Consider the following 17,092-nt stretch of genomic DNA (forward strand, 5'->3'; position numbering starts at 1 on the left):
AAGCTCCTCATACGCGGCCTCCGCGCATGAGGAGCTTGTTTTCATAGTCCACCCTGAGTACCACCGCGATGGCGACCAGGTTCATCAGGATGGCCGAGCCGCCAAAGCTCATCAGCGGCAGCGTCAGCCCCTTGGTGGGCAGCGCGCCCAGGTTCACGCCCATGTTGATGAAGGCCTGGAAGCCCACCCAAATGCCCACGCCCTGGGCCACCAGGCCCGAGAACACGCGGTCCAGCGCAATCGCCTGGCGGCCGATCTGCATGATGCGCCGCGTGAGCCACAGGAACAGCACGATGAGGGTGAGCACGCCCACCAGGCCGAACTCCTCGCCGATCACGGCCAGCAGGAAGTCGGTGTGCGCCTCGGGCAGCCAGTGCAGCTTCTCCACGCTGGCCCCCAGGCCCACGCCGAAGATCTCGCCGCGCCCGATGGCGATCAGCGCGTGCGACAGCTGGTAGCCCTTGCCCAGCGCGTGCGCCTCGCTGAACGGATCGAGGTAGGCAAAGATGCGCTCGCGCCGCCAGGGGCTGGTCATGACGATGACGGCAAACGCCGCCACCAGCACCGCGGCGATGAGGAAGAACATGCGCGCGTTCACGCCGCCCAGGAACAGGATGCCCATGGCGATCACGGCGATCACCATGAAGGCACCCATGTCGGGCTCGGCCAGCAGCAGCGCGCCCACCACGGCCACGGCCGCGCCCATGGGCAGCACGGCGCGGAAAAAGCGCTCCTTGACCTCCATCTTGCGCACCATGTAGTCGGCGGCGTAGATCAGCACGGCGAACTTCGCCAGCTCCGAAGGCTGGAAGTTCATGACCCCCAGGCTGAGCCAGCGCCGCGCGCCATTCACCACCACGCCCACATGCGGAATCAGCACGGCGATGAGCAGCACGATGGAGGCCACGAAGAGCCAGGGCGCCGCACGCTCCCAGGTGTTCATGGGCACCTGGAAGGCCAGCAGCGCGCCCACGAAGCCCACGCCGATGGCGATCACATGGCGCAGCACGAAATGCGTGGGCGCGATGTTGCCAAAGCGCGGGTTGTCCGGCATGGCGATGGAGGCCGAATACACCATCACCACGCTGAAGGCCAGCAGCAGCACCACCACCCACAAGAGCGCCTGGTCAAAGCCCAGCACATGCGCGGGCGTGGCCGCGGTGCGGCGGTACTCGGTGCCGCCCACGCGCACGGGCAGCCGGTCGGCGGCCTCGGGCGCGGTCGCACCCATCATGGCGCGCAGGCGCTGCCACGGTCCGGGGCGTACGGCCTCGCTCATGCCGGCCCTCCTTCCAGGCTCTGGCCCGCATCCTCGGCCAGGGCCTGCACGGCGTCGCAAAACACGCGCGCCCGGTGGGCGTAGTTGTCGAACATGTCCAGGCTGGCGCAGGCCGGCGACAGCAGCACGGCATCGCCCGCATGGGCGCGCTGGCTGGCCAGCTGCACGGCCTCGGCCAAGGTCGTGGCGTCCAGCAGGGGCACGCCGCTGCCCGCCAGCGCGGCGTGGATCTGCGGCGCGTCGCGGCCGATCAGCACCGCCGCGCGCACATGGCGCGCCACGGGCGCGGCCAGCGGCGAGAAGTCCTGCCCCTTGCCATCGCCGCCCAGGATCACCACCAGGCGCCGATCCGCGCCCAGCCCGGCCAGCGCCGCCACCGTGGCGCCCACGTTCGTGCCCTTGCTGTCGTCGAAATACTCCACGCCCTGCACCATGCCTATGGACTCGACGCGGTGCGGCTCGCCGCGGTATTCGCGCAGGCCGTAGAGCATGGGCGCAAGCTGGCAGCCCGCGGCCTGGGCCAGGGCCAGCGCGGCCAGGGCGTTGCAGGCGTTGTGCCGGCCGCGGATGCGCAGCGCATCGGCGGGCATCAGGCGCTGGATGTGCAGCTCGGCCTCCTGCACGTTCCTGCCGCGCCTGGCGGTCTCATCGGCCTCGTGCGCGCGCACCAGCCAGGCCATGCCGCTCACGACCTCGATGCCGAAGTCGCCCGGGCGCTGCGGCATGTCGGCGCCAAAGGTCACATGAGCGCGCGGTTGCGGTTTTTGCAGCTTCACGCGCACCGGCGGGGGCAGCATGGCCATGACCACAGGATCCTCGCGGTTCAGCACCATCAGGCCCGTGGCGCCAAAGATGCGCGCCTTGGCCGCGGCATAGGCCTGCAGGCTGCCGTGCCAGTCCAGGTGGTCCTGGCTGATGTTGAGCACGGCGGCGGCCGTGGGCTCGAAGCCCGTCACGCCGTCGAGCTGGAAGCTGGACAGCTCCAGCACCCAGACCTCGGGCAGGTCGCCCGCGTCCAGGCGCTGGCCCAGGGTATCGAGCAGCGTGGGGCCGATGTTGCCGGCCACGGCCACGCGCTTGTCCGCGCATTCGACCAGCCGGGCCGTGAGCGAAGTCACGGTGGTCTTGCCATTCGTGCCCGTGACGGCCAGCACGGCGGGCGCATAGCCATGGCTGGCGCGCAGCTCGCGCAGGGCCATGAAATACAGATCCAATTCGCCTCCAACGCTTATCTGCAAAGCGCTGGCAGCTATCACTACAGGAGCAATCTCGGCCGGACTCAGGCCGGGCGAGCGGTACACGGCATGCAGGCCGCTACCCTCGACCAGGCGCGCATCGAAGGCCCCGGCGATGAACTGCACCTGGGGCAGCTCGGCCTGCAGCGCGGCCAGCTGCGGCGGGTTCTCGCGCGTGTCGGCCACCAGCACCTGGGCGCCGCAGCGCACGCACCAGCGCGCCATGGCCATGCCGGATGCGCCCAGGCCCAGGACCAGCACGCGCCGGCCGGCCAGCGGCGCCAGGCCCTCGCCGGGGTGGGTGACAGGCGCGGCGAGGGGCGGCTCATCGGCCGCTGCGGCGGCGGCCGCATCGACCGCCTCAACGCCCGTCACGGTCACGGGCGCGCCGGCCTCGGGCTCGTCGGCGGCACCCACGTCGGCAAAGATGCGCGCCACAAACTCCTTGGCCTGCGCGGCGGCGGACACCGCCGGTGCCTGGTAGTCGAACGCGGGCGCGGCCACCGGGGCCGGCGCAGGCTGCGCCATCGGTTGCTGGGAGTCGTGGTGTTCGGTGTTCATCGCAGTTTCAGCGTGGACAGGCCCACGAGGCACAGCAGCATGGTGATGATCCAGAAGCGCACGACGACCTGCGTCTCCTTCCAGCCGCTCTTCTCGAAATGGTGGTGCAGCGGCGCCATCTTCAACAGGCGCCGGCCCTCGCCGTAGCGGCGCTTGGTGTACTTGAACCAGGCCACCTGCAGCATCACCGACAGGGCCTCGACCACGAAAATGCCGCCCATGATGGCCAGCACGATCTCCTGGCGCACGATGACGGCGATGGTGCCCAGGGCGCCGCCCAGGGCCAGCGCGCCGACGTCGCCCATGAAGACCTGGGCCGGGTGGGCGTTGAACCACAGGAAGGCCAGGCCCGCGCCGGCCATCGCCGAGCAGAAGATCATCAGCTCGCCAGAGCCCGCGATGTAGGGGAACAGCAGGTACTTGGCAAAGCTTGCATTCCCCGTCACATAGGCAAAGATGCCCAGGGAGGCGCCCACCATGACCACCGGCATGATGGCCAGGCCGTCCAGGCCGTCGGTCAGGTTCACGGCATTGCTTGCGCCCACGATCACCAGGTAGGTCAGGATCACGAAGCCGAGCACGCCCAGCGGGTAGCTGACCTCCTTGAAGAAGGGCAGGAGCAGGCCGGCCTTCGGGGGCAGGTCCAGCGCAAAGCCGGACTTGATCCAGGTGACGAAGAGCTCGAACACGCGCGCGTTGGAGTTCTCGGAGATGCTGAACACCAGGTACAGGGCGGCGGCCAGGCCGATCGCCGACTGCCATAAATACTTCTCGCGCGAGCGCATGCCCTCGGGGTCCTTGTTCACCACCTTGCGCCAGTCGTCCGCCCAGCCTATGGCGCCAAAGCCCAGCGTGACGATCAGCACGATCCACACGAAGCGGTTGGACAGGTCGAACCACAGCAGCGTGGAGATCGCAATGCACAGCAGGATCAGCACCCCGCCCATGGTGGGCGTGCCGCTCTTGGACAGGTGCGACTGCATAGCATAGCCGCGGATGGGCTGGCCGATCTTGAGCGCCGCCAGCATGCGGATGACCCTGGGGCCGGCCACCAGGCCGATGAGCAGCGCCGTCAGCGCCGCCATCACCGCGCGGAAGGTGATGTACTGGAACACACGCAGAAAGCCGAACTCGGGCGACAGGCCCTGCAGCCATTGCGACAGCATCAGGAGCATGCGCCCTCCTCTTGAATGGCCTGCACCACCTGTTCCATCCTCATGAAGCGCGATCCCTTCACCAGCACGCTGCCCACCTCGGGCAGCCGTGCACGCACCGCCGCCAGCAGCGATGCCATGTCCTCGAAATGCCGCGCCGCCGGCCCGCAGGCGCGCACGGCGTGGGTGCTCAAATGCCCCAGGGCAAACACCTGCTCTATGCCGCGCTCGCGCGCCTGCGCGCCGGCCTCGGCATGGAACTGCGGCCCCTGGTTGCCCACCTCGCCCATGTCGCCCAGCACCAGCAGGCGCGGGCCCGGCAGGTCGGCCAGCACCTCGATGGCGGCGCGCACCGAGTCGGGGTTGGCGTTGTAGCTGTCGTCCACCACCGTGATGGCGCGGCGCTGGTGGCGCACGGCAAAGGCGCGCGAGCGTCCCTTCACCGGCTCGAAGGCCGCCAGGCCCTGGGCGATGGACTGCAGCGGCACGCCCGCGGCCAGGGCGCAGGCGGTGGCCGCCAGGGCATTGGTGACGTTGTGGCGGCCGGCAATGGCCAGGCGTGTGTCGAACCCGCCCTGGGGGGTGTCCACGCGCACCTGCCAGGCGCCGTCGTCCCAGCGCGCGGCGGCGCAGCGCACCTCACCCACGTCATCGCCGAACGTGAGGCAGCGGCGCCCGCCCGCCAGTTCGCGCCACAGGGCGGTGAACGGATCGGCAGCGGGAAACACCGCCACGCCATCGGCGGACAGTGCCCCGAGCACGCTGCCGTTCTCGCGCGCCACGGCATCCACCGTGTGCATGAACTCCAGGTGCTCGCGCTGGGCGTTGTTGACCAGGGCCACCGTGGGCTGCGCGATGTCCGCCAGGTAGGCGATCTCGCCCGGGTGGTTCATGCCCAGCTCGACCACCGCCGCCTCGTGCGCGGCAGACAGGCGCAGCAGCGTGAGCGGCAGGCCCACGTCGTTGTTGAAATTGCCCTGCGTGGCCAGGGCCGCATTGCCCTTCCAGGCGCGCAGCACGGCCGCGATCATCTGCGTGACCGTGGTCTTGCCGTTGCTGCCCGTGACGGCGACGAGCGGCAGGGCGAACTGCGCGCGCCAGCCCGCGGCCAGCACACCCAGGGCCGCCAGGGTGTCGGGCACCTCTATGCCGGGCAGGCCCGCGGCCTCCAGGCCGCCATGGGCCATGGCGGCAGCGGCACCGGCCGCGCCCGCCTGGGGCAAAAAGCGGTTGGCGTCAAAGCGCTCGCCCTTCAGCGCGACGAACAGGTCGCCCGCGGCCAGCGTGCGCGTGTCGGTGTGCACGCGCGCGAGCGGCGTGGCGCCGTCGCCGACCAGGCGCGCCGCGGGTATGCGCGCGCGCAGCAGTTCATGGGCCTGCTGCAGGCTCATCATGGGGGGGGTATCGGTGTGGCTCATGCCACGGCTCCTCTGCGGGCGAGCGCTGCGCGCGCCTGCGCCATGTCGGAAAACGGCTGGCGCCGGCCGGCCGTCTCCTGGTAATCCTCGTGGCCCTTGCCGGCGATCAGCACCACGTCGGCGGGGGCGGCCTCGGCCACGGCCTGGGCAATGGCAGCGGCGCGGTCTTGCTCGGCGCTCACGCTGGTGCCGGCAATCATGCCCTGCAGGATCTGGTGGATGATGGCGCGCGGCTCCTCGCCGCGCGGGTTGTCGCTGGTGACGATGACGCGGTCGGCCTCGCGCTGCGCCACCGCGCCCATCAGCGGGCGCTTGCCGGCGTCGCGGTTGCCGCCGCAGCCAAACACGCACCACAGCCGTCCGCCGCGCTGCGCCGCCATGGGCCTGAGGGCCGCCAGCGCCTGGTGCAGCGCGTCGGGCGTGTGGGCGTAGTCCACGGCCACCAGCGGTTGCCCGGCGAAGGCCAGCTGCTGCATGCGGCCGGGCACGGGCGCCAGGCGCGCGCAGGCCGCGAGCGCCGACACCAAGGGCACGCCCAGGGCGCGCAGGCCGGCGATCACGCCGAGCAGGTTGGACACGTTGTACAGGCCGATGAGCTGCGTCTGCAGCGGCCGGGACTCTGCGCCCTCGACCACGGTAAAGGCCAGGCCCGCACCGCGGTGCACGATGTCTTTGGCCTGCAGCCGCGCCGGGCCCTGGATGGAAACGCTCCACAGATCCAGGCTGCCGCCCTGCAGCTCGGCGTGCAGCTTTGCGCCCTGCGCATCGTCGATGTTGAGCACGGCCACGCGCAGGCCCGGCCAGTCGAACAGCATGCGCTTGGCCTGCCAGTAGGCAGCCATGTCGTGGTGGTAGTCCAGATGGTCCTGGGTGAAATTGGTGAACAGCGCCACGCTGATCTGCGTGCCGGCCAGGCGCCGCTCGACCAGGCCTATGGACGAGGCCTCTATGGCGCAGGCCCCCAGCCCCGCCTGGGCAAACTCGGCAAAGGCGCGCTGCAGGCGCACGGGGTCGGGCGTGGTCATGCCCGTGCTGCTGAGGCCGGGCGGCACGCCAACACCCAAAGTGCCCACCAAGGCACAACCAGCAAGCGCTGGAAGCTCCTGTTTTGATAGTTGATTCAGGGCATCGGCCAGCCACCAGGCGGTGCTGGTCTTGCCGTTCGTGCCGGTCACGGCCAGCACCTGCAGGCGTTCGCTGGGCTGGCCGAACCATGCGGCCGCAATCAGGCCCGTGGCCGCCTTGAGGCCACGCAGCGCCGCGATCTGCGAGCCGCCCAGGGCAAATGCCTCGACGCCATCGCACTCCACCAGGCAGGCGACTGCGCCACGCGCCATGGCGTCGCCCACATGGGCCCGCCCGTCGGTGGCCGCGCCGGGCCAGGCAATGAAGGCGTCGCCGGGCTGTACCAGGCGGCTGTCGGTTTGCAGCGTGCCGGTGACGCGCGCACGCAGCCAGGCCACGGCTTGGTCCACGGATGCCAGCTGATGCAGCATGCTCACAGTGATTCCTCCACGGCGTTGGTGACGATCAAGGGCTTGACGGCCATGTCGGGGGCCTCGCCCATCATGCGCAGCGTCTGCTGCACCACCTCGCTGAACACGGGCGCGGCCACGGCGCCGCCGTAGATCACGCCATTGCTGGGCTCGTCGATCATCACGGCGACGATGATGCGCGGCTTGTCCACCGGCGCCAGGCCCGTGAACCAGGCGCGGTACTTGCCCGCGGCGTAGCTCTTGCCCACCTGCTTGCGCGCCGTGCCCGACTTGCCGCCCACGGAGTAGCCCACGGTCTGCGCCTTCTGGCCCGTGCCGCCGGGGCCGGCGGCCATCTGCAGCATCTTGCGCACTTGGGTTGAGGTGCGCTCGGAGAACACCGGCACGCCCACGGCGCTCTGGTCGGTCTTGAGCATGGTGGCCTGTATCACCTTGCCGCCATTGGCGAACACGGTGTAGGAGCGCGCCATCTGGAACAGGCTGGCCGACAGACCGTAGCCATAGGACATGGTGGCCTGTTCGATGGGGCGCCAGTTCTTGTAGGGGCGCAGGCGGCCGCTCACGGCGCCGGGGAAGGCGATCTGGGGCTTCTGCCCGAAACCCAAGGCGGAGAAGGTCTCCCACATCTCCCGCGCCGGCATCTGCATGGCTATTTTTGTCGTGCCCACGTTGCTCGACTTCTGCACCACCCCCTCCACGGTCAGCGCGCCATAGCTGTGCGTGTCGCTGATGGTCGAGCCGGTGATGGTCAGGCGCCCGGGGCTGGTGTCGATCACCGTCTCGGGCCGCACGCGGCCGCTGTTGAGCGCCAGGCCGATGGTGATGGGCTTCATGGTCGAGCCAGGCTCGAACACGTCGGTGAGCGCGCGGTTGCGCAGCTGCTCGCCCGTCAGGTTCACGCGCCGGCCGGGGTCGTAGCTGGGGTAGTTGGCCAGGGCCAGCACCTCGCCGGTGTGGGCGTCCAGCACCACCACGCTGCCGGCCTTGGCCTTGTGCTCGGCCACGGTGTCGCGCAGCTTCTGGTAGGCAAAGAACTGCACCTTGCTGTCGATGGACAGCTGCATGTCGCGTCCGTCGACGGGCGGCACCTCGGCGCCCACGCCCTCGACCACGCGGCCCAGGCGGTCTTTGATCACGCGGCGCGAACCGGGCTTGCCGGCCAGCTCCTTGTCGAAAGCCAGCTCCATGCCCTCCTGGCCATGGTCCTCCACATTGGTGAAGCCCACCACGTGGGCGGCGGACTCGCCCTCGGGGTATTGGCGCTTGTACTCCTTGCGCTGGTAGATGCCCTTGAGCCCCAGGGCGGCGATCTGCTGGCCCACCTCCCAGTCGAGCTGGCGCTTGATCCAGACGAAAGTCTTGTCCTCATCGGCCAGCTTGGCCATGAGGGCCGGCAGCGGCATGCCCATGAGGCGCGCCAGCTCCTTGAGCTTTTGCTTCACCTCGGGCTTGTCCTGCTCCACATCCTCGGGGATGGCCCAGATGCTGGCCGCCGGCACGCTGGAGGCCAGGATCAGGCCGTTGCGATCCAGGATGCGGCCACGGTTGGCCGGCAGCTCCAGCGTGCGCGCAAAGCGCACCTCGCCCTGGCGCTGGAAGAAGGCGTTGCCGAACACCTGCACATAGGCGGCGCGCCCGGCCAGGCCCAGGAAGGCCAGCGCCATGCCGGCCACGATGAACTGGCTGCGCCACAGCGGCGTGCGGCTCGCCAGCAGCGGGCTGGAGGTGTAATTCACGCTGCGGCTGCTCATGGCCTGCCTTTCACCGGGGCAGGAGCGGCCTGCGGCGCGGCAACGGGCCCGCCATCGGCCGTCACGTAGTGCGTGATGGCCGGCGTGGCCGTGCGCATCTGCAGCTTGTCGCGCGCCAGGCGCTCCACGCGCAGCGGCGTGGCCTGGGCACGCTTTTCCACCTGCAGGCGCTGGTGCTCGGTCTCCAGGCGCCGCGACTCGGCCAGCGCGCGATCGAGCTCGGTGTACAGGCGGCGTGACTGGTACTGGGTGTGCACCAGATACAGCGCGCTGGCCATCACGGCCAGCAGCAGCACGGCACTGACTCTGGTCATGCCGGCACCTCGGTGCGCTCGGCTACGCGCATCACGGCGCTGCGCGCGCGCGGGTTGGCCGCCACCTCGGCCGCGCCGGGCTTGATGCGCGCAAGGGCCTTCAGGCGCATGGGCTGGGGCGCGGCAAACGGCGCGCGGCGGTCGAACACCTCCTTGGAGTGCTGGGCGATGAACTGCTTGACGATGCGGTCTTCGAGCGAATGAAAGCTGATCACGACCAGGCGGCCGCCGGGCGCCAGCACCTGCAGGCTGGCCTCTAGCGCGTGCTGCAGTTCCTCAAGCTCGGCGTTGATGAAAATCCGGAGCGCCTGAAATGTGCGCGTTGCAGGGTTCTGGCCCGGCTCGCGGGTCTTGACCGCGCCAGCCACGATGTCGGCCAGCTCGGCAGTGCTGCCAATGGGGCCGCGCTGCGTGCGCCAAGCAACAATCGCCTTTGCAATGGGGCCAGCAAACCGTTCTTCGCCGTAGTCACGTATCACCTCCGCAATTTGTGCCGCCTCGGCATCTGCCAGCCAATCGGCCACGCTCTGGCCGCGCGTGGTGTCCATGCGCATGTCCAGCGGGCCGTCGAATCGGAAACTGAAGCCGCGCTGCGGATCGTCGATCTGCGGGGAGCTCACGCCCAGGTCCAGCAGCACCCCGGCGGCGCTGGCGGCAGGCAGTTCGCCCAGGTGCGAAAAGCCCTGGTGCCGAATGGAAAAGCGCGCATCCTTGATGCGCGCCGCCTCCTGGATGGCTGCCGGATCCTTGTCGAAGGCCAGCAACCGCCCCTGGGGCCCGAGCCGCTGCAGTATCAGCCGCGAATGCCCGCCGCGCCCGAAGGTGCCGTCGACAAAGCAGCCCGTCGGCGCGGCAGCGCCGCCGAGCAGGGCGTCGACCGCCTCGTCGAGCAAAACCGTGGTGTGTTGCAGGGACTGGTTCACGCGCAGCCCTCAGAAGGAGAAATCTTTGAACACGTCGGGCATCTCGGCCTGCATGGCCGCGGCCTCCTTGGCCTCGTAGCTCGCCTTGTCCCAGAGCTCGAAGTGGTTGCCCATGCCCAGCAGGATGGCGTCCCTGGCCAGGCCCGCGGCCTCGCGCAGCTCGGGCGAGATCAGCACGCGGCCCGTGCCGTCCATCTCCACATCCATGGCGTTGCCCAGAAAGATGCGCTTCCACCACTGGGCAGACATGGGCAGCTGGGCGATGCGCGCGCGGAACTTTTCCCACTCGGGGCGCGGAAAGACCATCAGGCAGCCATCCGGATGTTTGGTGATGGTCAGCTGGCCGGCGGCCATTGCGCTCAGGGCGTCACGATGCCGGGTCGGCACTGATAGCCGCCCCTTGGCATCCAGACTCAGCGATGACGCCCCTTGAAACACGAACCCAGCCCCCTGCTTGGACTACCCTTTCGGCTCCGATTCTGGGGCGCGAAGGGCACTTTTCACCACTTAATTGCACTTTTTTGCACTGTAGCAGGAAAAGCACGCCAGCCAATAGGGGAATCGACAAAATTTTGCAATGAAATCAATGACTTAGCGCCTTATTTGAAGGCAAAAATCAAGTGGAATCCTTTATTGATTAAGTACTTAGATGCAGGTATGCAAGTGATTCATGAAGGCTTGGCGCAGACGGCCCATCATCGTCACAAAATGTAGCGCGACAGATCCTCATCCTGGCTCAGGGTCTGCAGGCGCGCGTTGACGTAGTCGGCGTCCACCAGCACCGTCTGGCCCGAGAGCCGGGTGGCGTCGAAGCTGACCTCGTCGAGCAGCCGCTCCATCACCGTGGACAGGCGGCGCGCGCCGATGTTCTCGGTACGCTCGTTCACGTCATAGGCAATATGCGCCAGGCGCGTGATGCCCTCGGGCGTGAACGCAAGCTGCACGCCCTCGGTGGCCAGCAGCGCCTGGTACTGCTTGACCAGGGAGGCATGGGTCTGGGTGAGGATGGCCTCGAAGTCCTGCACCGACAGCGAGCCCAGCTCCACGCGGATCGGAAAGCGCCCCTGCAGCTCGGGGATCAGGTCGCTGGGCTTGGCCAGGTGGAAGGCGCCCGAGGCAATGAACAGGATGTGGTCGGTCTTGACCATGCCGTACTTGGTGGACACCGTCGTGCCCTCCACCAGCGGCAGCAGGTCGCGCTGCACGCCCTGGCGCGAGACATCGGCCCCGCTGCTTTCCTGGCGCGATGCCACCTTGTCGATCTCGTCGATGAAGACGATGCCGTTCTGCTCGGCGTTGTGCAGGGCCCGGTTCCTGACCTCTTCCTCGTTCACCAGCTTGGCCGCTTCCTCATCGGTGAGCAGCCGCAGGGCCTCGGCGATCTTGAGCTTGCGCGAGCGGCGCCGCTCCTGGCCGAGCTGGCTGAACATGCCGCGCAGCTGCTCGGCCATTTCCTCCATGCCCTGCGGGCCCATGATCTCCAGCTGCGGGCGCGCATCGGCGAGATCGACCTCGATCTCCTTGTCATCGAGCAGCCCCTCGCGCAGCTTCTTGCGGAACACCTGGCGCGCCGTACCGTCGCTGGCCGCACCCTCGCTGCCGCGCGGGGCATCGAAGCCGGCGCTGCGCGGTGGGGGAATCAGCACGTCCAGGATGCGCTCCTCGGCCGCGTCCTCGGCGCGCGCGCGCACCTTCTTCATGTCCTGCTCGCGCGTCTGCTTCACGGCCACCTCGACCAGGTCGCGCACGATGGAGTCCACATCCTTGCCCACATAGCCCACCTCGGTGAACTTGGTGGCCTCGACCTTGATGAAGGGCGCATCGGCCAGGCGCGCCAGGCGCCGCGCGATCTCGGTCTTGCCCACGCCGGTGGGGCCGATCATGAGGATGTTCTTGGGCGTGATTTCCTGGCGCAGGCTGCTATCCACCTGCTGGCGGCGCCAGCGGTTGCGCAGCGCGATGGCCACGGCGCGCTTGGCGGCCGCCTGGCCCACGATGTGGTGGTCGAGCTCGGAGACGATTTCCTGGGGGGTCATGGAGGACATTTTTGAACCAATTAAGGCTTCAACGCCTATCAGACAAGCGCTGGCAGCTACAAAATAAATAGTGCAACGCTCACAGCGTTTCGATGGTGTGGTGCATGTTGGTGTAGATGCACAGCTCGCCCGCGATCTCCAGCGACTTCTTGACGATGTCCACGGCTGGCAGCTCGGTGTTGTGCAGCAGGGCCTTGGCGGCCGAATGCGCATAGGCGCCGCCCGAGCCGATGGCGACGATGCCCTCTTCGGGCTCCAGCACGTCGCCGTTGCCGGTGATGATCAGCGAGGCGGAATGGTCGGCCACGGCCAGCATGGCTTCCAGGCGACGCAGCACGCGGTCGGTGCGCCACTCCTTGGTGAGCTCGATGGCCGCGCGCGTGAGCTGGCCCTGGTGCTTTTCCAGCTTGGCCTCGAAGCGCTCGAACAGCGTGAAGGCGTCGGCCGTGGCGCCGGCAAAGCCCGCCAGCACCCGCCCCTGGTAGAGCTTGCGCACCTTGCGCGCCGTACCCTTGACGACGATATTGCCCAGGGTGACCTGGCCGTCGCCCCCGAGGGCGACCTGGATACCGTGCGCCGTCTGGCGGCGAACGCTGAGAATGGTGGTGCCGTGGTACTGTTCCATGGGGATGGCATGTGGGGGCCGCGGCCCCGTTTGCAAGCCGTGCCAGGCAACGCGGCCCAAAAAATTCAATCCCTGCGGGGCGTGACGCGGGCGTGCTCGTTGAGGCCGATCATGTTGAATAGCACCGCCACCAGGCGGTGCAGCTGCGAGAAATGCACCGCCCGCCCCTGCGCCTGCTGCTCGGCGGCCCAGTTCAGCGCCGAACCCACCGCGGCAAAGTCCATGCGCACCAGGCGGTCGCAAGACACCACCAGCGGCACCCCCGGACGCGCCAGCGCCTCCAGGGGCTGGAGCGCCGGCCTGGCATCGCCGTCGATGGTCCCTTGCAAAGCAGCCACCGGACCTTCTTCGGCGCGCGCCGGCTGCGACGGGGTAAAGCCCGACATGGGCAGATCGCTGTCCACCCCATCCAGCATGAGCGCCGTCTGCGCGCCATCGTCGCCGCTGTAACCGCAGCGTGGCGACATCCAGGACGGCGGCGACACCTCATAGGTCACGCAGTAATCCAGGGCCACGAACTCGAATTCGTCATGCAGCCCCATCAGGCGCAAGGCGGCCAGGCGCAGCCGCCACCACTGCGGATCGGCCGCGCGCTCGCCCGATACGGTGCGCGATTGCAGCAGGCTTTGCAACACCTGCACACCCGCAAAGCGGATCTGCACATCGCGCTCCGCCCAATCCTCGAACTGCTGCGCCAGGAGCGCGACGGCCTGCGGCTCGATCTCGGCCAGGCGCGTCCAGTTCAGCCTCCACGGCGGCATGCTGCGTCCCAGCGCGGCCTGCAGCGCGGTCAGAGACTGCTGGGTCAGGGCCGGTGGTGCGCCCCAGCTGAATTCGCGCTGCACGGCCACCGCTGCGGCAGGGTTTGACTGCGCCTGCAGGCCCAGCCGCTCGGGCAGCGAGAACCACTGCGGCGCCGACCGGCCAAAGTGCGCCGCATAGTCGATGGCCAGCACGTCAAAGGGATCTTGCCGGCCAATGGCGCGATAGAAATCGAACAGCGTCATCCAGGTTTCGTGCTGCTGCGCAGCGCCCGGCTGCTGCTGCGCCAGGACCTCCCGCAAGCCCGCCTCGGCGCCGTCGTAGTCGCCGCTGGCGAAGCGGATCGCGGCCTCTTCGAGGTCCGGGTCATGCACGAAGGGCTCCTGCTCCAACACCCTCGGCTGTGCCTCCTCGGCCTGGGCAAGCAGAGGCTCGGCCAGCAACGCGCCTGCATCGTCCCGCGGCGATGCCCGCAGGGTCATGTCGGCCATGGCGGGCAGGCCTAGCTGTGCCGTGGGGGCAAAGGCGGGCGCCTGCTCCGCGATCCGCCCCTGCGCCCCAGACATGGCTGCGGACTGTGCCGGGGCAAACGGCGACGGCGCAGCAATGGTGCGCTGCGGCTCACTGCCGCCCCCTGCAGCGGGCGGCGGCGGCGCAAACGCGGGCGCCTGCGTGGATGCCAGACCCGGATCCCTGCCCTTCCACCACTGCTGCGACATCTGGGCTTCGATCTCGTCGATCTTCTTGAGCGTATCCGCCCGGTCGTCAGGCCCATTCATGCTGGTCGAGAAGAACGAGGCCCGCGCCAGCGTATCTTCCAGGCGCTGGCCCTGCTGCGCCTCGCGCTGGCGCAGCTTGCGCAGCTGGTCGAACTCGCGGCGGCGCACGAAATCGTTGCGCCGCTTGCGCTCGATCATTTCCTTGAGCATCTGCTTGCTGTACTGGCTGTCGCGATCGGCGTCGAGCGAATCCAGGTCCGACCAGTTGACCGTTGGATTGCGCACGAACTTCACCACCTTGGACAGCAGTCCGCCGCTAGGGGTTTCTTCCTTGCTCATGGATTGACGCCGTGCCTGTGCAAGCCTGGTGAGCGGCTCTCAGGCTCAGTCGCCAAACATTTTCTGCTTCAGCTCGCGGCGCTGCTGCGCCTCCAGGGACAGCGTGGCCGTGGGGCGGGCGAGCAGGCGGCCTACGCCTATGGCCTCGCCGGTTTCGTCGCAGTAGCCGTAGTCGCCCGCGTCGATGCGCGCGATCGACTGCTCGATCTTCTTGAGCAGCTTGCGCTCGCGGTCGCGCGTGCGCAGCTCCAGCGCATGCTCTTCCTCGATGGTGGCGCGGTCGGCCGGATCGGGCACGACCACGGTGTCCTCGCGCAGGTGCTCGGTGGTCTCACCGGCGTTGTTGTGCATGTCCTGCTTGAGCTGCACCAGCTTGTGGCGGAAGAACGCCAGCTGTTTCTCGTTCATGTACTCGCTGTCGGGCATGGACAGCACCTCGGCATCCGACAGCTCTTCAACAGGCTTGGTCTTCCAGTTGTTGGCCAGCTTGGGATCTTTCTTGGCGGCCGCCACAGGGTTTTGCAGGGTCGTGTTCATGGTTCTAAATAAAGCTGGCTGTGAAGGCGCGGTGCGCCTGCGTATGGGCCGAGGATGGTACGTGCAATTGCCCGCAGGCGCCAAGCCAAAGGCCTGGCGCGGCCAATGGCCAGCGTCGCGGGTGCGGCGCGCTGTGCCTTGGCTTTGTGGACTGTGCAGTCACTTCCTGGCTCCTCGCGATGGGTACGGATCCGGCCATCCACGGGCTTCTAGGGCCTGTGGCGGCGCGGTGCGAATGGCATGGCCTTTTTACCGGGGCGCGATTGTATAGACCCAGGCCAGCCACGGGCAAAACGTTGCAGATACCACACAGGCGCAGTGCGCTTTGCCCGTGACCGGACTCATTGCGCCAGGCATTGCTCCAGCCCTTGCAGGAAGATGTCCCGGGGCAGGTCGATGCCGATGAACACCATCTTGCTCTGGCGCTTTTCATCGGCGCCCCACTGCGGCCCCAGGTCGCTGCCCATGAGCTGGTGCACGCCCTGGAAGATCACCTTGCGCTCCGTGCCCCGCATGTGCAGCACGCCCTTGTAGCGCAGCATGCGCGGGCCATAAATGTTGACGATGGCGCCCAGGAAATCCTCCAGCTTGGCCGGATCGAAGGCGCGCTCGGCGCGGTAGACAAAGCTCTTCACATCGTCGTCATGGTGATGATGGTGCGGGTGCTTGCAATGCTCGCCATGGTCATGGTGCTCATGGCCGCAATGTTCGTCATGCACATGGCCATGGTCGTGGTCGTGGTCGTGGTCGTGGTCGTGGTCGTGGTCGTGGTCATGCGCCTCCTCTTCCTTGAGGAAATCGGGGTCTATGTCGAGCTTGGCGTTCAGGTTGAAGCCGCGCAGGTCCAGCACCTCGGACAGGGGAATGTCGCCGAAGTGCACGGCGCGGATCGGCGCGCGCGGGTTCATGTGCTTGATGCGGTGGATCAGGTCGTTCTTCTCGCCCTCGCTCACCAGGTCGGTCTTGGACAGGAAGATCTGGTCGGCAAAGCCCACCTGGCGGCGCGCCTCCTGGCGCTCGTCGAGCTGCTGCTGGGCATGCTTGGCGTCCACCAGGGTGAGGATGGAGTCGATGAGGTAGGTCTCGGCGATCTCGTCGTCCATGAAGAAGGTCTGGGCCACGGGGCCGGGGTCGGCCAGGCCCGTGGTCTCGATGACCACGCGGTCGAACTGCAGCAGACCCTTGCGGCGCTTGGCGGCCAGCAGCTGCAGGGTCTCACGCAGGTCCTCGCGGATGGTGCAGCAGATGCAGCCGTTGCTCATCTGCACGATCTGCTCCTGGCTGTCGGTGACCAGGATGTCGTTGTCGATGTTTTCCTCGCCGAATTCGTTTTCGATCACGGCGATCTTCTGGCCATGGGCCTCCGTCAGCACGCGCTTGAGCAGCGTGGTCTTGCCCGAGCCGAGGAAGCCGGTGAGGATGGTGACGGGAATCAGGGACATGGGGGGGCTTTCCAAATGCAAAGCGGCGACCGGGTGGCCGCCGCGAAACAAACCAGGGTCCAGTGTAGCGAGAGCGTCAAGCCATTACTTGCGCCAGTAATTGTTGGCCGCGGCCACGGTCTGGAAGTTCAGCGCGATGACCTGCGACGCGGCCGTCAGCGCCGCATGGTCATTGGCGTATTCGGGGCGCAGCTTGTGCAGCACCTCAGAGTCGGGCTGGGTGTACTTGACGCCGCGCCGGCTCAAGGTGATGGCCAGCTCGTAGCCTTGCTGGGGCGTGTCGGTGATCAATGTGGGGAGCCAAGCATCTGCCATGGTGTGTGCCTCCTTGCAAAAAAGAGGCCCACTATCCCACTGCCGCACGGACGAGGCAACCATAGACATTTTGGAGGGCGCCCCGGGCGCGCACGGCCACGGAGTCGGGCCGGGTGCAGGTTTTTATGCAACATAAAATTGCAAAATGTAAAATTAAACAAATCAATCAGGTTTACTACCTATTAG

General features: G+C 67.9%; 16 protein-coding genes. 1 reads left to right on the forward strand and 15 read right to left on the reverse strand.

Annotated elements, in window-relative coordinates:
• Nucleotides 1-7 precede the first annotated feature (7 nt).
• From ftsW to mraZ, 9 genes are read right to left on the reverse strand one after another with little or no spacing between them, the layout of a single operon-like run.
• Nucleotides 8-1,234 carry a putative lipid II flippase FtsW gene (ftsW, locus tag P7644_RS17025; RefSeq protein ID WP_404303243.1) on the reverse strand — a complete coding sequence of 409 codons (1,227 nt, stop codon included), beginning with the start codon at nt 1,232-1,234 and terminating at the stop codon, nt 8-10.
• 41 nt (nt 1,235-1,275) lie between these two features.
• Nucleotides 1,276-3,075 carry a UDP-N-acetylmuramoyl-L-alanine--D-glutamate ligase gene (gene murD / locus P7644_RS17030; RefSeq protein WP_404300422.1) on the reverse strand — a complete coding sequence of 600 codons (1,800 nt, stop codon included), beginning with the start codon at nt 3,073-3,075 and terminating at the stop codon, nt 1,276-1,278.
• Nucleotides 3,072-4,250 carry a phospho-N-acetylmuramoyl-pentapeptide-transferase gene (mraY, locus tag P7644_RS17035; protein WP_404300423.1) on the reverse strand — a complete coding sequence of 393 codons (1,179 nt, stop codon included), beginning with the start codon at nt 4,248-4,250 and terminating at the stop codon, nt 3,072-3,074. Before mraY ends, murD begins: the two co-directional genes overlap by 4 nt.
• Nucleotides 4,241-5,647, reverse strand: coding sequence for a UDP-N-acetylmuramoyl-tripeptide--D-alanyl-D-alanine ligase (gene murF / locus P7644_RS17040; protein WP_404300424.1), 1,407 nt, complete (start codon nt 5,645-5,647; stop codon nt 4,241-4,243). The genes mraY and murF overlap by 10 nt, the downstream gene beginning before the upstream one ends.
• A complete protein-coding gene (locus P7644_RS17045) occupies nt 5,644-7,143 on the reverse strand; it encodes a UDP-N-acetylmuramoyl-L-alanyl-D-glutamate--2,6-diaminopimelate ligase (RefSeq protein WP_404303244.1) in 1,500 nt (499 codons plus the stop codon). Before P7644_RS17045 ends, murF begins: the two co-directional genes overlap by 4 nt.
• A gap of 2 nt (nt 7,144-7,145) precedes the next feature.
• Nucleotides 7,146-8,894: a peptidoglycan D,D-transpeptidase FtsI family protein gene (locus P7644_RS17050; protein WP_404300425.1), complete on the reverse strand. Its 1,749-nt coding sequence runs from the start codon at nt 8,892-8,894 to the stop codon at nt 7,146-7,148.
• The gene (gene ftsL, locus P7644_RS17055; protein ID WP_404300426.1) at nt 8,891-9,208 is read right to left on the reverse strand and encodes a cell division protein FtsL; all 318 of its coding nucleotides are present in this window, start codon (nt 9,206-9,208) and stop codon (nt 8,891-8,893) included. The genes P7644_RS17050 and ftsL overlap by 4 nt, the downstream gene beginning before the upstream one ends.
• On the reverse strand, nt 9,205-10,131 hold the full coding sequence (rsmH, locus tag P7644_RS17060) for a 16S rRNA (cytosine(1402)-N(4))-methyltransferase RsmH (protein WP_404300427.1): 927 nt from the start codon (nt 10,129-10,131) through the stop codon (nt 9,205-9,207). Before rsmH ends, ftsL begins: the two co-directional genes overlap by 4 nt.
• Nucleotides 10,132-10,140: 9 nt before the next feature.
• Nucleotides 10,141-10,569 carry a division/cell wall cluster transcriptional repressor MraZ gene (mraZ, locus tag P7644_RS17065; RefSeq protein WP_404300428.1) on the reverse strand — a complete coding sequence of 143 codons (429 nt, stop codon included), beginning with the start codon at nt 10,567-10,569 and terminating at the stop codon, nt 10,141-10,143.
• On the opposite strand from mraZ, the gene P7644_RS17070 reads away from it, so the two are divergent.
• The gene (locus tag P7644_RS17070; RefSeq protein WP_404300429.1) at nt 10,561-10,845 is read left to right on the forward strand and encodes a hypothetical protein; all 285 of its coding nucleotides are present in this window, start codon (nt 10,561-10,563) and stop codon (nt 10,843-10,845) included. The genes mraZ and P7644_RS17070 overlap by 9 nt on opposite strands.
• On the opposite strand, the gene hslU is transcribed toward P7644_RS17070, so the two are convergent.
• The 6 genes from hslU to P7644_RS17100 all read right to left on the reverse strand — a co-directional run bounded on the left by hslU (nt 10,833) and on the right by P7644_RS17100 (nt 16,906).
• Complete coding sequence (gene hslU, locus P7644_RS17075; protein WP_404300430.1) at nt 10,833-12,176, reverse strand: ATP-dependent protease ATPase subunit HslU; 1,344 nt, start codon at nt 12,174-12,176, stop codon at nt 10,833-10,835. The genes P7644_RS17070 and hslU overlap by 13 nt on opposite strands.
• Before the next feature lie 70 nt (nt 12,177-12,246).
• Entirely contained in the window at nt 12,247-12,792 is a 546-nt protein-coding gene (hslV, locus tag P7644_RS17080; protein ID WP_404300431.1) for an ATP-dependent protease subunit HslV, read from the reverse strand.
• 65 nt (nt 12,793-12,857) lie between these two features.
• Nucleotides 12,858-14,612 (reverse strand): STAS domain-containing protein, encoded by a 1,755-nt coding sequence (locus P7644_RS17085; protein WP_404300432.1) that lies wholly within the window; start codon nt 14,610-14,612, stop codon nt 12,858-12,860.
• A 45-nt stretch (nt 14,613-14,657) separates the two neighbouring features.
• On the reverse strand, nt 14,658-15,149 hold the full coding sequence (gene dksA / locus P7644_RS17090; protein WP_404300433.1) for an RNA polymerase-binding protein DksA: 492 nt from the start codon (nt 15,147-15,149) through the stop codon (nt 14,658-14,660).
• Nucleotides 15,150-15,490: 341 nt separating this feature from the next.
• Nucleotides 15,491-16,591, reverse strand: a complete 1,101-nt coding sequence (locus P7644_RS17095; protein WP_404300434.1) for a CobW family GTP-binding protein — start codon at nt 16,589-16,591, stop codon at nt 15,491-15,493.
• Between the two features lie 84 nt (nt 16,592-16,675).
• A complete protein-coding gene (locus tag P7644_RS17100; RefSeq protein ID WP_404300435.1) occupies nt 16,676-16,906 on the reverse strand; it encodes a hexameric tyrosine-coordinated heme protein in 231 nt (76 codons plus the stop codon).
• Nucleotides 16,907-17,092 lie beyond the last annotated feature (186 nt).

Source organism: Alicycliphilus denitrificans (assembly GCF_044792555.1).
Taxonomy (GTDB): domain Bacteria; phylum Pseudomonadota; class Gammaproteobacteria; order Burkholderiales; family Burkholderiaceae_C; genus Alicycliphilus; species Alicycliphilus denitrificans_A.

Excerpts from the sequence above, each read along its gene's own strand:
- P7644_RS17050 (WP_404300425.1), bottom strand. The coding sequence starts at position 8,894 with ATGAGCAGCCGCAGCGTGAATTACACCTCCAGCCCGCTGCTGGCGAGC.
- ftsL (WP_404300426.1), bottom strand. The coding sequence starts at position 9,208 with ATGACCAGAGTCAGTGCCGTGCTGCTGCTGGCCGTGATGGCCAGCGCG.
- P7644_RS17095 (WP_404300434.1), bottom strand. The coding sequence starts at position 16,591 with ATGTCCCTGATTCCCGTCACCATCCTCACCGGCTTCCTCGGCTCGGGC.
- murD (WP_404300422.1), bottom strand. The coding sequence starts at position 3,075 with ATGAACACCGAACACCACGACTCCCAGCAACCGATGGCGCAGCCTGCG.
- murF (WP_404300424.1), bottom strand. The coding sequence starts at position 5,647 with ATGAGCCACACCGATACCCCCCCCATGATGAGCCTGCAGCAGGCCCAT.
- hslU (WP_404300430.1), bottom strand. The coding sequence starts at position 12,176 with ATGTCCTCCATGACCCCCCAGGAAATCGTCTCCGAGCTCGACCACCAC.
- P7644_RS17085 (WP_404300432.1), bottom strand. The coding sequence starts at position 14,612 with ATGAGCAAGGAAGAAACCCCTAGCGGCGGACTGCTGTCCAAGGTGGTG.
- hslV (WP_404300431.1), bottom strand. The coding sequence starts at position 12,792 with ATGGAACAGTACCACGGCACCACCATTCTCAGCGTTCGCCGCCAGACG.
- P7644_RS17100 (WP_404300435.1), bottom strand. The coding sequence starts at position 16,906 with ATGGCAGATGCTTGGCTCCCCACATTGATCACCGACACGCCCCAGCAA.
- mraY (WP_404300423.1), bottom strand. The coding sequence starts at position 4,250 with ATGCTCCTGATGCTGTCGCAATGGCTGCAGGGCCTGTCGCCCGAGTTC.
- P7644_RS17045 (WP_404303244.1), bottom strand. The coding sequence starts at position 7,143 with ATGCTGCATCAGCTGGCATCCGTGGACCAAGCCGTGGCCTGGCTGCGT.
- dksA (WP_404300433.1), bottom strand. The coding sequence starts at position 15,149 with ATGAACACGACCCTGCAAAACCCTGTGGCGGCCGCCAAGAAAGATCCC.
- ftsW (WP_404303243.1), bottom strand. The coding sequence starts at position 1,234 with ATGATGGGTGCGACCGCGCCCGAGGCCGCCGACCGGCTGCCCGTGCGC.